The 14,918-nt window shown below is 58.4% G+C and carries 9 protein-coding genes; 7 read left to right on the top strand and 2 right to left on the bottom strand.

The genetic code is table 11. The annotated features are described in order from the left end of the window. Positions 1 to 26: 26 nt before the first annotated feature. The 5 genes from BLR00_RS11535 to BLR00_RS11515 all read left to right on the top strand — a co-directional run bounded on the left by BLR00_RS11535 (position 27) and on the right by BLR00_RS11515 (position 11,352). Positions 27 to 3,632 carry a hypothetical protein gene (locus BLR00_RS11535; RefSeq protein WP_074632741.1) on the top strand — a complete coding sequence of 1,202 codons (3,606 nt, stop codon included), beginning with the start codon at positions 27 to 29 and terminating at the stop codon, positions 3,630 to 3,632. 9 nt (positions 3,633 to 3,641) lie between these two features. Next, complete coding sequence (locus tag BLR00_RS11530) at positions 3,642 to 8,561, top strand: hypothetical protein (RefSeq protein ID WP_074632739.1); 4,920 nt, start codon at positions 3,642 to 3,644, stop codon at positions 8,559 to 8,561. A gap of 22 nt (positions 8,562 to 8,583) precedes the next feature. After that, on the top strand, positions 8,584 to 10,518 hold the full coding sequence (locus BLR00_RS11525; RefSeq protein WP_074632736.1) for a hypothetical protein: 1,935 nt from the start codon (positions 8,584 to 8,586) through the stop codon (positions 10,516 to 10,518). A gap of 197 nt (positions 10,519 to 10,715) precedes the next feature. After that, positions 10,716 to 11,048 (top strand): type II toxin-antitoxin system RelE/ParE family toxin, encoded by a 333-nt coding sequence (locus BLR00_RS11520; protein ID WP_074632733.1) that lies wholly within the window; start codon positions 10,716 to 10,718, stop codon positions 11,046 to 11,048. Continuing rightward, the gene (locus BLR00_RS11515; RefSeq protein ID WP_074632730.1) at positions 11,038 to 11,352 is read left to right on the top strand and encodes a helix-turn-helix domain-containing transcriptional regulator; all 315 of its coding nucleotides are present in this window, start codon (positions 11,038 to 11,040) and stop codon (positions 11,350 to 11,352) included. Before BLR00_RS11520 ends, BLR00_RS11515 begins: the two co-directional genes overlap by 11 nt. Positions 11,353 to 11,424: 72 nt before the next feature. Here BLR00_RS11515 and BLR00_RS17275 read toward each other — a convergent pair whose 3' ends face one another. Further along, entirely contained in the window at positions 11,425 to 11,655 is a 231-nt protein-coding gene (locus BLR00_RS17275; RefSeq protein WP_442512578.1) for a recombinase family protein, read from the bottom strand. Positions 11,656 to 12,110: 455 nt separating this feature from the next. After that, entirely contained in the window at positions 12,111 to 13,670 is a 1,560-nt protein-coding gene (locus BLR00_RS11505) for a sigma 54-interacting transcriptional regulator (protein ID WP_074632727.1), read from the bottom strand. 262 nt (positions 13,671 to 13,932) lie between these two features. Between BLR00_RS11505 and BLR00_RS11500 the strand changes: the two genes are divergently transcribed. Beyond that, positions 13,933 to 14,586: a beta-class carbonic anhydrase gene (locus BLR00_RS11500; protein ID WP_074632725.1), complete on the top strand. Its 654-nt coding sequence runs from the start codon at positions 13,933 to 13,935 to the stop codon at positions 14,584 to 14,586. Positions 14,587 to 14,672: 86 nt separating this feature from the next. After that, the gene (locus BLR00_RS11495; RefSeq protein WP_074632722.1) at positions 14,673 to 14,915 is read left to right on the top strand and encodes an FmdB family zinc ribbon protein; all 243 of its coding nucleotides are present in this window, start codon (positions 14,673 to 14,675) and stop codon (positions 14,913 to 14,915) included. The last annotated feature ends 3 nt before the right edge of the window (positions 14,916 to 14,918 follow it).

Genomic DNA, 14,918 nt, shown 5'->3' with positions numbered 1-14,918 from the left:
GCTGAAGAAGAATAGGAGAACATCATATGGCTGTTTCCTACCAGTTCCTGCCGTGGGTGCGGCGCGGCCTGACCGTCGCGCTAGGCAACCCCGATAACCTTGGTGCCCAGCCGTTGCTGCCAGCCCGCGCCAGCGCGCCAGTGGGGGTAACGCTGGCCGGACCCAATGCCGGTACCCAGATCAATCCACTGCAGATGGTCTTGCACGGTCCGGGCGATGTAATCGGCATCGACACACGACTGGTGCTGCGCACCGATCCCAAGCCGCATGCGCGCAACTTCGAGCCGAACTACCTTGCCATCGTCGATTTCGACCCGCCCGATTTCCCCTGGATGCTTACGCCCGCACAGGCCAATGCGGATGACCGGCTGCGTCCCTGGCTGGTGCTGGTGGTACTTGATCGTGCCCGGACAGGCGTTCCAAAAATGCCGTCAAACGGTCCACTGCCGACCATACGTATCACGGGCGCGGATGTGAAGAGCGAGTTGCCGGGGCTCGGTGAATCGTGGTCGTGGTCACATGCACAGGTTGTCAGCAAGGCGGTCGACAATACGGGCATCCAGGCGGACTTGCAGCATGATCCGGCGAGCAACGTGTCGCGCCTGGTATGCCCGCGCCGGCTGGAGCCCAACAAGGATTACGTTGCCTGCGTGGTACCGGCGTTCGAGCCGGGGCGGCTGCGCGGCCTTGGCCTGGCCGAAGCCAATCCGGCAGGCATGGCGACGCTTGGCCCCGCATGGGATACAAACGTGGCCGCCGACGTGTTGCTGCCGGTGTATTTCCACTGGGAATTTTCCACCGGTCCCGCCGGCGACTTCGAGTCGCTGGCGCGCCGTCTGCGCACCCCCAGCGCCTACAAGAACACGCCGGTAGGTGATGCGCTTGCCGAGGTGGGGACCGCACCCATGCGCGTTGATGACCTGCTCAACGGCTCCACGCCAGGTCTCGAGGCGACGATGGAAGGCGCGCTGGTGCCGCTGAGCTATACGCCGGGCGCGCCGCCGAACGGGACACAGGCTGACAGCCTCGCCATCATTGTCAACACGCCGCAGGAAAATGTCGTCAACCCGGTCGGTAACGGCAGTACCAACGCGGCGGGACGCCGCCTCGAAGTCAAGCCGCCGATGGTCGGCGCGTGGCATGCCAGGAAGCATCAGGCGGCCAAGACGGAATTTGGCAAGCATTGGGTGGCCGATCTGAACCTCAACCCGCGCTATCGCGGCGCGGCTGGCTACGGGGCGGAAGTGGTGCGGCAAAATCAGGAGTCATTTGTCGACGCGGCCTGGGACCAGATCGGCACCATCCTGGATGCCGAGATGCGTTTTAATTTGACGCGCCTGGCGATTGAGGCGCAGCGGGCGCTCAAGGCCAAGCATTTCGATGTGCTGGCGCCCGAGCGGTTGTTGCAGGTGATGGGGCCGGCGCTGCCGCGCATCGAGGCGCTGGCGGGCGATGGCACCGGGTTTAAAATCGGCGGGCAAACCGGTTCTCTTGGTGGCCAGATCGACCGTTCCAGCCTGCCCGCCGCAATGGTAGACACCGCACTTCGCCGGGCCATCAGCCCGGCGCGCCGTTCGCTGCGCATGGCTTCGCGCCTGACTCGCAGCCTTGAAGCACTTCCCACGCAGACCGCGCGCTATGTGGGTGTCATGGCCCAAGCGAGCAAGAAACCAGCTGCTTTCAGCGTCAACGCGTTCTTGCCCGACGGTATCCTGAGCACCAAGGCATTCGATACCGTCAACCTGGGCGGCGCACCGGGGAGAGAGCTCGATCTCAGCGCGTCCGGTCTGGGCCGGCGGTTTACGGTGGACCAGGTGAAGCAGATCACTGCCGCCGCGGGGCAGAGTGCGGATTTGCTGAAACGCAGCGGTGTGCCCGAACTGAAGATTCGCACGGGCCAGGGCGTTTTTACCGACCTGCATGTCGAGCGTTTCGGCTTATTGGCCGCCAGTGCGCCGACGGTGCAATCGACCGACTGGATAGTGGTGTCCAATTCGATCCAGGCGTTGGGCGGGCGTGGGGTTGAGGGTATTTTGATCGAGGCGCGTCGCGAGTCGGGCCGCCTGCAGTTCAGCACGGTGAGCCTGGATGCGCGCAGCGGCGGGGTACGGCTGGACAAGCCGGTTATGCGCGCATTCGACCGCTTACGCCGCGAAATCAGGACTCCGGATGCGGGGCTGCCATTGGCCGGCATCAAGCTCGGTAATGTGCGGATGGCCGACATCCGCAAGTTCGACACTGCGGGGGTGTTCGCTGCCTTGCCGGTGAATGCATTGGTGTCGAGCCCCGGTGCCGCGCTGCTTAATTTTGCACTCAATGAAAATTTCGAATTTGCCGGCAGGCCAGCCGCTGGGCGGGTGTTGCCAACAGTCTCGCTGACCATGCCCACGGTGCTGCGTGACCGCGATGTGCTGCAGCGCTATGCGGTGGCTACGCGCGGCACGCAAAATGCCTGGCGTGATGCGTATGCGGTGAGCCGCGTAGTGGTGAAGCCGGTGGATTTCGGCATGACGGGGGCGGCGGCTATCATCCGCTTGCGCACCCAACCCGAAGCAACACTATCCGCGCGGCTTGCTTCCATGGTTTCGGTGTCCAACCTGGCAGTCAATACCACTAATGAGTTTGTCGCCGCGCACCTGTCGTTGACCGATGCGCTGGCTCGCCAGCGCTTCATGATTCCCGCGCTGTTCGATCGTGTGATGGCCTGGCCCAAGCTCCCGGAAGCCTTGTACGAGCGCCTCGCGAAATACGACAAGAATGCCTTCATGCCCGGTGTGGATGATATTCCGCAAGATCTGGTGATGCTGGTGCGAGTGAACCAGCATTTCATCGACAGCTTCATGGCCGGCGCCAATTTCGAGATGAACCGCGAATTGCTGTGGCGCGGCTTTCCCACCGATCTGCGCGGTACGCCTTTTCAGCGCTTCTGGGGACGCCAGTTATTGGGTCCGGCACCGGCTTATCCGTTGATCCCGCTCGACGATATGCAGCCGATGCATCTCTGGGGCGCGCAGCCGCTGGGCAATCGCGTCGACCCCATCGCCGGCGACCCCGACCGGGTGGCGCTGCTGGTGCGCGGCCAGTTGTTGCGGCGCTATCCGAACACAGCGGTCTATGCGTGGAAGAAGACCAGTGGCGCCGATACGCTGCTGAAAGATGCGGCGGGCCAGCGGCCTGACGGCGCGGTCGAGTTGCCGGTGTTCTCCGGGATGATCGGTGAAGACATTACTTTCTTCGGTTTTGACATCGACCATGACCAGATAGAGAAATGGTGCTTCGTACTCGAAGAGCAAATGACCGAGCCGCGCTTCGGCTTCGACGTCGCGGAGCCTGTCACCGGCCAGCCAGGGCTCAAGCGGCGCGCGGTATTGCTCGACACGCTGGTGAAACTGGAAGCCAACGTTGCTGCGCCGCTCTACAAGAACTACAACCCTTACAAGGCCTTGTCGTGGACAAACGTGGACGTGCAGCCGGGTGCTTTCACCAGCGTGGCGAACCTGGTGCAGGTGCCGAACAAGCCGTTTGCCTCGTTTCCCACGCTGACCACTACACCCACAGCGGCCGAAATCGCGAAGGCGTTGCTGCAACAGCCGTTTCGCGCATATTTCATCGGATCCGACCTGAAGACCTGAGGAGACCTCATGCCGCTATTGAATTTGAATCTCGATGCCATCCAGCGTGCCCGCGGCGAACTGGCCCGGCAACGCGACACGCAACGCAATGCGGGCGTAAAGCTTAAGCAGGCACAAGCCGGCCTTGACGACTTGCTGCGCAGCGGCGCTGCCGAACAGTTGGTAAGACGCCAGCAACGCACGGTGCAAACCTTGCAGGGAAAAGCGCGAGACGCATTGTCCGGCACGGCCGAGCGTCTAGCCGGGCTTACGGAGCTGTCGCAGCGGTTGCTGGCGCAGCGCGATCCAGCGGTGCTGGTGCAAGCCTTGTCGTCAGCACATCCGGTGATGTTGTTGCCGGTGGCGGTACAGACGCGCTACACCGATGACGCTTCGCTGCTGATGGTGCGCATCTACCCGGATGCCATTCATGCCTTTGGGCATGAGCCGGGCCTGACGCCTGCGGAGGTAAGCGAAGGCAAGCGTTACTGGACGCAGCGTTTTGCCGAGCCGCAGGATGCGGAGTCACCCTGGAAACAGATTGTGCGTATCTACCCGCCCGCGCGTGCCGCGTGGATCGTGCGCAGCACGACACCCAGCAACGTCGCGCAGATCGGCCACGCACCGAATGGCGAGCCGGTGGCACCGGTGTTCGACGACGGGTCGATTCCCCTTGCGAACACCGATACGGCGACGGTTTACGCCACCGCCCTGCCGGATCGCTTTGTCGTCATCGGCCAGGCGGGAGGCCGCGAGGTGTTTCGCAAGTGGGGCCAGCCGGTGGCCGATCTGCTACCGATGTCACCGGCATTTGACCCATTACTCGTCGATGATCCGGCGCAGCATGATCCCTTTGGCGGCGATCGCGCGTGGATGGTCAATTACCCGGCAGCGCTCGATGCCGGCATGGCCATCAGTATTACCCAGGCGGATTTGAAGGCCGGTGCGAAAATGCGTGACCGCATCGATCGCCTGATCGTGCTGGGTGTCGACTGGACGCAGACGCCCGATTCGGCGGCCGCTCTCATCGCTACGCTGCTCGATAACCATCAACACAGTGGCGGCTTGAAGTTCGTGGCCCAGGGTACGCCGACCAACAATACCGCAAGTACGCGCGCCGGCTTCGCGGCCAACGGTGCCGATGTCGCGGCCGAGCTGCACCCGGAGAATGCCGATGCACGAGCCGCTGCCGCGGCGGTTGAACTCGCGAGTGCCGGTGCGCGTCTGCAGCACCTGCTGGGACTGCCAGCTGAAGTGTTTGACGCCGGCATCATTCCGGGCGCCGATCTGGTCGAGGGCGCCACCGCGGGGCACATGCTCAACGCGCTATGGAACGCCACGCTCGGTTATACGCTGCGTTATTTCTGGAACCCGCTATCCAGCGCCAACAGTTTGATCGACGACGCCGCGAACGAACAGCTGCGCGCCTGGGCGGTGCGCTACCTGCGCGCGGGAGGCCCGTTGTCGGCGCTACGCGTGGGCAAGCAGCCCTATGGCATCCTGCCGGTGACCGCGCGCAACTATGTGCCGCCCGCCAATTCCCCGCTGGAGCGTGAGCTGACGCAGGCCGAACAATGGTTCCGCAATTTCTGGGACAGCGCGATTCCACGCGTCCCCACCTTGCGCGACCCGAGTGCCGAGAATCTGCATCAGGTACTGGCGATGCAACCCTGGGCAACCGCAAAACGCTACTGGGAAGTTGCCGGTCCGGCGACGATTGCCAATTATCCTGACATCGCGCCTTTTGCCCAGTTTCAGGGCCTGATGCTGCGTGGACTGATCGCCGACCTGCTCGATCAGCAGTTATTTGAAACCAAGATTCCATTCCTCTCCCTGTGCGCCGTGCGCCCGAAGCCGCACGCCATGGATGCCGTGCCCTGGGTGCAGCGCGACCCCGACCAGCCGCAGCGCGAACTCGATGGCGCCGTCATGCTCAAGCGCAACTACATCGCAACGTTGTTGCAGTTGCTGACTCAGGCCACCAGCAATATCCGCTCGCCGCTCGCGGCGATGCAGAACGGAGAGTCGCTGCTCGAGGCGATGCTGGGTTTTGCGGCCGACGAAGAGGTGCTGCAGTCCGGCCATGATCTGTTTTACGGGCACCTGCAAACCATCGGCAGCTTAAGCGTGGAACTGAAAAATCAGGCAAAACGCTTTCGTACCGCCGAATACATCGGTGTGGACAGCGGCACGCTGGTAGGCGACCAGATCGACGTCAACAACGCGCGAGCTGTGTTGGGTCTTAAACTCTCCGGCACCACCGGCCAGTTGTCGGTGGAAGAGTTCATCGGTTCCAAGCTCGGCATGGCGGCACAGCTATGGCCTGAGCACATGCGCAACATTGCCAGTTTCAATGATAGCCTGGCCTTTCTCAAAGACCGTACCGCGGGCGAGTTGCAGCAAGCGTTCCGTACCACGCTCGATCTGTTCGCTCACCGTCTCGACGCATGGATCACTTCTCATGCCACCCGCCGGCTCGACGCCATGCGCGAGTCCAAGCCCGAAGGTATTCACATCGGTGCTTTCGGAATCGTGGAGGACCTGCTGCCCGACTCGTCCCAGCGCCCGAGCCAGTCGCTCGACAGCCTGGGCTACGTGCACGCACCCTCATTACAGCAAGCCGCCGCCGTGGCCGTTTTGCGCAGCGGTTTTCTGGCAAACCGCCAGGCGGCCGGCAGCGCCTTCGACATCGACCTGCGTTCGCACCGTGTCAAACGGGCGAAGCGGCTGCTTGAAGGCCTGGCGAACGGGCAGTCGATGGCGGCGCTATTGGGCTATCGTTTCGAGCGAGGATTGCGCGACAAGGATTTGCCGCAGCACATTCTCGAGTTCCGTCGCGCGTTCCCACTGCGGCCCGCAGGCAGTAGCAGCGGGGACGAGGCGAAAGAAGAAATCGCCGCGCGCGATGTGGTCGATGGCGTGCGCATGATGGACGTCTACCGCAACAATAAGGCTGCTTTTGCGGTGACTGGCGTACCGGCCGCGCTGACGCAGCAAGGCGGGGCAATTGCCGATGTCATTGACGATCTGCTGGATCAGATGGATTCGGTGTCGGATCTGCTGATTTCCGAGAGCGTATACCAGATGGTGGGCGGTAATATGGAAGGTGCGGGTGCGGCGATGATGACACTCGATAAACAGATGCGGCCCCCTGAAACGCGTGTGGTGGAGACGCCGCATTCCACGCGAGGTTACACGCAGCGGGTGGTGGTGGCATTGCAATCCACAGCGCCTGGCGATTGGGCTGGCGTGGCGGATGACGAAATTTCCGCCCGCATGGAGCCACGTCTGAATGCCTGGCTCGCCCGCTTGCTGGGTGATCCGGCGCGCTACGAGTTCGTCGCCAAGGTATTTGCCCCACCCGCCAGCCCCGGCGATCCGTGGACGGATACCGGCAAAACGCTGAGCGCCGGTATCGCCGAGCTGGGACTCTCGCCGCTGGCGCTCGTGCTGCAGAGCGAAGCGCAGCAGGGCGGTGGGCACAGCGGCGTGCAGGAGCGTCTGGGCACGCTGTTGGGTGCCAAGCTGCGCGCGGAGGTGGGCGGCGATGCTGACCAGATGGCGGTTGTGCTGCAGGCCGACGCGATGCAGGCTGACCACATCGGCCTGGTCGCATTCGAGTCGTTTGCATGGGTATTGCGGCGGCTGGTGGATAAATCCAGGCCGCTGCGCCGTATGGACATGGTTCAGGCCCGCGACGGGGTCGAGTCAGATGCGACGCAGGACGACGGCGAATTCGCGGGAGTGGATTTGCCGGAGTTACAAGGGCGGCTTGCCATCGCCGATGCACAGGCAGCCGATGCATTGGCGGCACTCGATGCGGTCAGTGACCTTGCCCCCGAGGACCTATCGACGCTTGATCCTGTTGCGCCCGGCACACAGGCGCTATTCACCGCTGCACAGGCAGCCCTTGCGAAAGCCTATGTGCTGGGTTGGCGGAGCGCCTTGGCAAGCAACGCGGTTGCGGTCTCGCCCACGGCCGACGTGCAGGGCGAGCAGGTGGCGCCCGGCGATACGGCGGCCCGCGCGGTGGCGCGAGTCCGCGCTTTGCGCGACGAGATGAGCGCGCGAATCAAAACGGCGCAGGAAGCCACGGTTTCCGAGGGATTTGGCGGACAGGTGCAGGCAGCGCTGGACCGCATTCATTCCATCATGGGCAAAGCCTTCCCGGTGCTGCCGATGTTTACGCTGGGCGCCTTTGCGGTCGAGGCCCAGGCAACGCTTGGCGACCGCGATACGCTGCTGGCCAAGGTAGACCTCGGCAACGATGATGCTGCGGTCGCGGGGTGGTTGCCGAAGCTGGCATGTGTGCGCGAAGCCACCGGCATGCTGTCCGACGCACTCACGGCCGCGGAAGCGCTGGGCGCGGCGACTGGCTATGAGGGCGATACGCTGGACTTCAAGCTGATGCAGTTTCCACGTGATGCGGCGGCGCACTGGGCCGCATTGCCACCGGCGACCGGACAGGATTTGCGCGGGGTGGTGGCCGTGGCGGCCCACGCTCCCGGCGCGCTGGCTACGCTGGACGCCGATGCGGCAATGGCGGGACTTTTCGTCGACGAGTGGATGGAGTCGATCCCGTCCGATAAGGAAACCACGGGGCTTGGCTTCCACTTCGATGCGCCCGGCGCGCGTCCTCCGCAAAGCATTCTGATGGCAGTGCCCGCTGATCCGGCGTCGGAGAACTGGACGCTGGACGAGCTGCTCGGCGTGGTGAACGAAGCGATGTCGCTGGCCCGCTTGCGTGCGGTACGGCCCCAGGATTTGCAGGGATTGGGGCTGATACTGCCCGGCATTTTCCTGTCCAACAATTTCAAGCAGGACGTGCCGTCGGTTGATTTCAGCGTGATGCTGGCAAAGAATCTCGATCTGCTGCGCGTGGCCACCAGCGTGGGCAGCGGTACCGTCACGATGGCGGCGGGTACGACACTGATGACCGGGAGCGAATGATGTACATCATGAGGACAGCGCAATGAAAATCTCCGCATCCGCCGCTAAAATCACCGCCGGGACGCCGCTCGTCGCAAGACCTGATCCATCGCATACCACCTGGTCGCGGCTCGAACCGCTGCCCACCAGCGATGACGTTTCCGAGAGTCTGCAGGCTCGCGTGGCCGATCCTCTCTGGATGCTGGCGCGGCAGTGGCAATTCAATGAATTCCAGGGCGAGGATGCAGGCAGCCCCATCAGCGCGATGCTGGAGATGGCCGGCCTGCCTGTCACCACACTCCAACATAATACCGGGGCGGTTGCTGCATTGGCGCTTCCACCTGGTGCATCGCCGGTGGAAGCGCATGTCGAGCATGAACAGGTACTGCCGGTGCACCCCAAGCTCAATGCGCAGGCCGGGCAACAGCTCATGCGAATGTTGCGTGCCGCGAGTCTGGGTACGACCGTGCAGGCCCTGCTGGATAAATATCCCGCAACGCTCGCCGCACCGGATGATCCTGTCGCCGATACGGCAGGTTTCGTATGGAACGCGCTGCTCAATCAGCGTGCCATCGATGCGCTCGCCCTGTCGGGTGACCTGAAGGATCTCGGTGGCAGCAGACCCGCGCTCGAAGCATTTGCCAGCGACAGGGGTGTTCCGGCAGGGCAGATAAAAGCTTACTGTGACCTGATGGAGCGCTGGGCGCTTTGGCTCGGTGAGTTGGCGCTCGATGGCACTACGCCGGGGGCCAGCGCCTATTGGGAGCCGCAGCGTCTCGAGTACAGTTTTTCACTGGGCGCGCAAGGCGAGGGCGCGCCGGTACGCCTGCTGGCTGACGAATATACGGATGGGCGGCTCGACTGGCATACCTACACGCTCGGGGCTGCAACAGGGGCGCCAGCCGGCCCTTCGGATGCCTTCAGCGTGATTCCCGCGCGCCCACCCATGCCTGCTACTGCTCACTACCTTGGCATGCCCGCCGACCGTTATTGGGAGTTTGAAGACGGCCGCGTCAACTTCGGCATGCTCGGAGCTGCCAAGAGCGACCTTGCGCGCCTGGCGGTGCTCGAGTACGCGCTGGTCTTCGGCAATGACTGGTTCGTATTGCCGCTCACCTTGCCGGCCAACGCGTTATACCGCACCACCACCTTCACTGTGCTCGACAACTTTGGCATCGAGCTGCCGATTCCGCCTGCCGAGTGGAATATGTACGAGATGAGCCTCGCCGCGGGCGCCCCGGTGGAACGGCTCAGCAATACGTTATATTTATGTCCGAAACTGGACACGCTCGAAGGCCCGCCCCTCGAACACGTGCTGATGATGCGCGATGAGATGGCCAATCTGGTGTGGGGCATCGAGAAGCGGGTACAGGGCACCTCGGGGGAGCCTATCGACCGCAAGTTCGAAAGCACCCGGCTGTCGACCACCCAGACACTGCGCCCACCGCCCGATGTGAGCCCGGTGGCGGGTGGGGCGCTATTACAGTACCGGTTGCAGACACCGGTGGCCGCCAACTGGGTGCCGTTCCTCCCGGTTCGCAAGGCGGGTGCAACCCCTGCCAATTGGGCTATCCAGTTGCAGCGCGCAGTCGTGACGCACTACTATCAGGTGACTGAAAGCCGTTTGAGCGACCCGCGCAACGCAGGTTACAGCGAATTCATCGCCCGGCTTCGCGGTAACAGTTTCGTCGAGACCACGCCGGTTCAGGGCGGGGCGGACAATCAGTTGCAAGGCTTCATGTTCCATCCGCGCGGCAGCTTGCTCCGCCTCGATCCAGGCGCCGCCGTCGCCAACGACTACCTGCGCGTTGAAGAAGAGGAAGTGCCGCGTGACGGCATCGAGCTCAAGCGCAGCTTCAACTACGCCCGTGATGCCCAAGGGCGTGGATTGCTGTGGATTGGCCGCAGCAAGGTCACCGGTCGCGGTGAAGGCAGCAGCGGGCTGAAGTTCGATGTGGTATCGAGAGGGAAGGTGTGATTCTGGTCTGACTGAGTTTCGAATCAGGCAAGCAAGCTCGCGTGGAAATCGTTTGAATGAGTGTGTTATTAGGTTCGTGACTGTGGCACTGCCGGTCCGGAAAGGCTTGCATCGTATACCTCAGAGAAAAGCTGCTCTCGGCTTTACAATTCTGTGAAGTTCCTTGACATAGATTCGTCTATAAACGAAGATATGTTATGTATGAAATCCGGCACTACCTGACCGATGATAGTAAAGATATCTACCTTGACTGGCTTCGCAAGTTGCGTGATGTGACAGCAAGGATCGCGGTAGACCGGCGCGTGAACCGTATTGAGCTGGGTAATTTCGGCGATCACAAATTCTGTCGTGATGGTGTGTGGGAGTTACGCATTGATGTAGGTGCAGGGTATCGGGTGTACTACGCTATCGCAGATAAGGAAATTGTGTTGCTTCTGTGCGGTGGCGACAAGCGGACGCAAGATACGGATATCGATCGTGCCTGTGAATACTGGCAGGACTGGCAAAGGAGAATAAGCGATGAAAGATAGAACTCATGACGAAGCAATGGCCGAGATGTATCGGGAAGATCCGGCTTACGCTGTCCAATTGCTCAACAGCATTCTTGAGGATGGCGATCAAAGCGAGCTTTTGATTGCCCTTAGGCAAATGACGAAAGTATTCGGCGGTGTGCAAGCCGTAGCCGAGCAAGCACATCTGAATCCGACGCAGCTTTATCGTACTTTGTCGCCAGAGGGTAATCCCGCACTGAGCAGCTTTTCCGCGATTCTCAAGGCAATGGGATTGCGCCTTGCCGTGCAATCTGTACAGGTTCCTCCGTCCGAGCATGCGTGATGGGGAAGTTTTGCCTGGAGGTTTGAATGACGAAATTGTGATTTACGGAGAGCCGGATTGCGGAGATAATCATTATGCATTTTCCTGAATTATTCCAATGAAGTGTGCGTGAATTCCCTCAGCCGTCGGGGAAGCCGCTACGTGCAGTCCTACCTTGACGGTTTCGAGACGTTCCACTAATTGGATCAGGTTCTTGAACGAGCGGCCCAACCGGTCCAGCCGCCATATGACGACCGTATCGCCAGCACGCAACACGTTCATGAGTGCGGCCAAACCGATACGATCCGCCTTGGCGCCGCTCACCGTGTCCTCGAAAATGCGTTCGCATCCGGCCCCCTTTCAGGGCATCCCGTTGCAAGTCAAGGTTCTGGTCATCGGTCGATACCCGAGCATAGCCGATCAGCATGGCAGCAAGTCCAATAAATCACGAAATTCAAGTATAACTGGAATTTGAATATTGGAAAGAGATTATGGAGTGCCGGAATGCGGGTTGCAGCTACATTTGCGCGAGGTTGTGATCGAGTCCAACAAACGGAGGTTTGTTGGACCAACATGCCACTTTTTAATTGCGGTTATTCCTGACTCAAATTCGCACTGAATGCTGGTCGGACCATTTCTAAATGCAGGTCGCTACAGCTAGGAGTTCTGTCCAAGCCGCTAAAAACAGGGGCGTTTGAAGCTGAAAGGCGGGGCTTACGGACAGGAAAGCCGCTTTGCAATGCCTTGTGCTGATGGGGACTGTGTATCCAGGTTTTGAATCAAGAAACCCGAAAATCTGCCAAGTTGATTTTGTGTTTTTTTAGCTTCGAATAGACCGCGCGTGATGTGATTCCCATGTTTTCAGAGACTCTCTTTACATTTCCGTAATGTTGTTTCAGAGCTGTCTCAAGGAACGATTTTTCTATTTTGGTAAGGGCGTGTTCTTTTTCGTCTTTCCATTCACCCATACTTTTTGTTTTAGCTGGAAGCTCTAAATCCAATTCAGTCATTTCTTTACCGCTGACAAACAAGATGTTGCGTTCAAGGACGTTTTCCAACTCACGAACATTGCCTGGCCAATGATAAGCCCGGATTTTCTTCATGACTTCACGGCTTACTGATTCGACCTGTTTGTTATACCGCTTATTCAATCGCTGAATGATCAATTGCACGAGATAAGGCAAATCTTCTGGCCGTTCGGCCAAGGGAGGAATGCTTAAACGAACTACGTTGATGCGGTAGTACAGGTCATTGCGGAACCGATCCTGTTTAACAAGATCTTCCAGGTTTTGATTTGTTGCTGAGATGATCCTTACATCAACCGCTAATGTTTGTTTACCGCCAACTCTCTCCAATTCTCCTTCCTGGATCACACGAAGTAATCTGGTTTGTGCTGCTGGTGACAATGAATCGACTTCATCCAGAAACAAGGTACCGCCTTCGGCCCGCTCGAAATAGCCTTCGTGAACTTCTATGGCTCCTGTAAAAGCGCCTTTTTCATGTCCAAACAAGCTGCTTTCAATCAGGCTTTCTGGAATCGCGCCGCAATTAATGGCGATGAATGGTTTATGGGAGCGATCGCTCATCGCATGTATCGCACGTGCTATCAGCTCTTTACCTGCACCTGTTTGACCCTGAATCAGAACCGTTGCCAAAGTGGGTGCAATAACCTCGATTAATTCCAGTATTTTCTGCATCATTGGTGATTTTGCGATGATTGCAGGGGGCTGATGTTTTTCTGATATTTTCCTATTCTGTTTCTGCCAAAGCCTTTGCATGCTTGTTTCAATTCGACACTGCAATTCCTTGGTATCGTTAATTTCCTTGACTGGCGTTGTATCGGTATATTCCATTCCACGCTGTCCTTTTGCTGCCTGTGGATTGGTGTAAATACATACATCACATTTGCCATCCTTGCGAGCTATGCTTTTTTTGATGTCAACTTTGGCATAGCCAAAGTTTCTGGCTGCGATACCCCCAAATACGCTGGAAGTCATCCTGCATAACTCAGGAAAGTTGGTGACTTGTTCGCCAAAAGGACAGCGGGAATTGGTAACTGTAATACAGTCCTGGGTACTGGAAACCAGTGAAAATTTACCACCGATATTGTTTTTGATGCCGAGTATGAGTTCGGTATAGCTTTCATTATCGAGCTGTTCATTTTTATGAGTATTTTCTCGATAAGTTTCTTCAAAAAAACAGCCTGCAGTTTTGGCTATATGCTCAATTAACTGTTCGCAATGTTTTTGTCCCTGTTGTTCGCTGGCATGCATAAGCTCAAGAATAAAGGTTTGCAGAAAAAAATCCGGTGTTAACTCAGAAAGAGGATTGTTGTTCATGGATTGTGGGCTATGTATGAAGTTGATCTTCACTGATTGAAGCACGGCTTCACTAAAATGACAAGAATGAAAAGTTAAGCAATTGAATATGTGGGAGTTTTATTTTTGTTCTTCATGGCATGGGATTTGCATGCAATGTTATTGCATCCCGGATGTGCGAGTTAAATATCCGTTTATGAAACCCCTTTAGGTTCTACTTAAAAAGTAGTTCGCTTTAGGGAGTAGTTTTTAAATTACAACCAATTAAAGAGGAGACTCAAAATTGAAAACTCTCCAAGAGGAGCTGAGCACACGTGTCGAGGCATACGATTTCTGGGCAACACGTCGACGCTATGGGCCTAAAGGGGCGAACAACCTCAATTTGTGGGTGCTCGCCTGCATGGATGAGCGCCTGCCAGTAGATGAAGCCCTTGGCATTCACGTGGACACACCGGCAGGACATGGCGATGCACATTGTTTCCGAAACGCGGGCGGGATTGTGACCGACGATGCGATACGCTCCGCCATGCTCACGTGTAATTTCTTCGGCACGAAAGAAATCGTCATTGTTCAACATACGCAGTGCGGCATGTTGTCTGTAAATGCGCAAGATTTGGAGAAACACTTTCGTGACAAGGGCATTGATCCTGACAATATTACATTGGATTCCACTTTACCCGAGTTGAAGCTGGAAAAAGGTGCGTTCGCCAAGTGGATCGGCATGATGGATGATGTGGACGTAACCTGCATGAAGACAGTCGAAGCTTTCAAGAATCACCCTCTCATACCTAAAGATACTGTAATCAGTGGCTGGATCTGGGAAGTGGAGACGCGCCGCCTTAGGGCTCCCACACTTGATCCTGAGAAACGTGCAAGAACTGACGTTACCTCGGTCCCGTTCGGTGTCAAAGGTAAACAACCACCTCGTTGGAGCTAAGCTCAAGAGAAAAAACCGGAAACGTGATCACTTGTCATACCGGGTGGTCACGTCTTAGCGTGTTTTAATGGATATAGGGATTCTAAATGCCAACTTATGACTACTTGTGTACAGAGTGCAAACTTCAATTTGAAGTACGCCATTCAATCCACGCGCCTAACCCGGATTGTTTGGCATGCGGAAGCTCAACAGAAAAACTGATTCTTTCTGTTCCTGCCATGCATGGGGAAATGGCGCGAGGCCGGGATCAAGCAATGCGTTCACTTCAGCCAAAAACTGGACTGGCAAAACACGTGCACGCGCCAGGGTGTGGATGTGGGCACGCTTAACTC

This window comes from Nitrosospira multiformis (genome assembly GCF_900103165.1).
Taxonomy (GTDB): Bacteria; Pseudomonadota; Gammaproteobacteria; order Burkholderiales; family Nitrosomonadaceae; genus Nitrosospira; species Nitrosospira multiformis_D.
The sequence above is the reverse complement of the archived record's forward strand: the minus strand, read 5'-3'. Positions and strand labels throughout refer to the sequence as shown.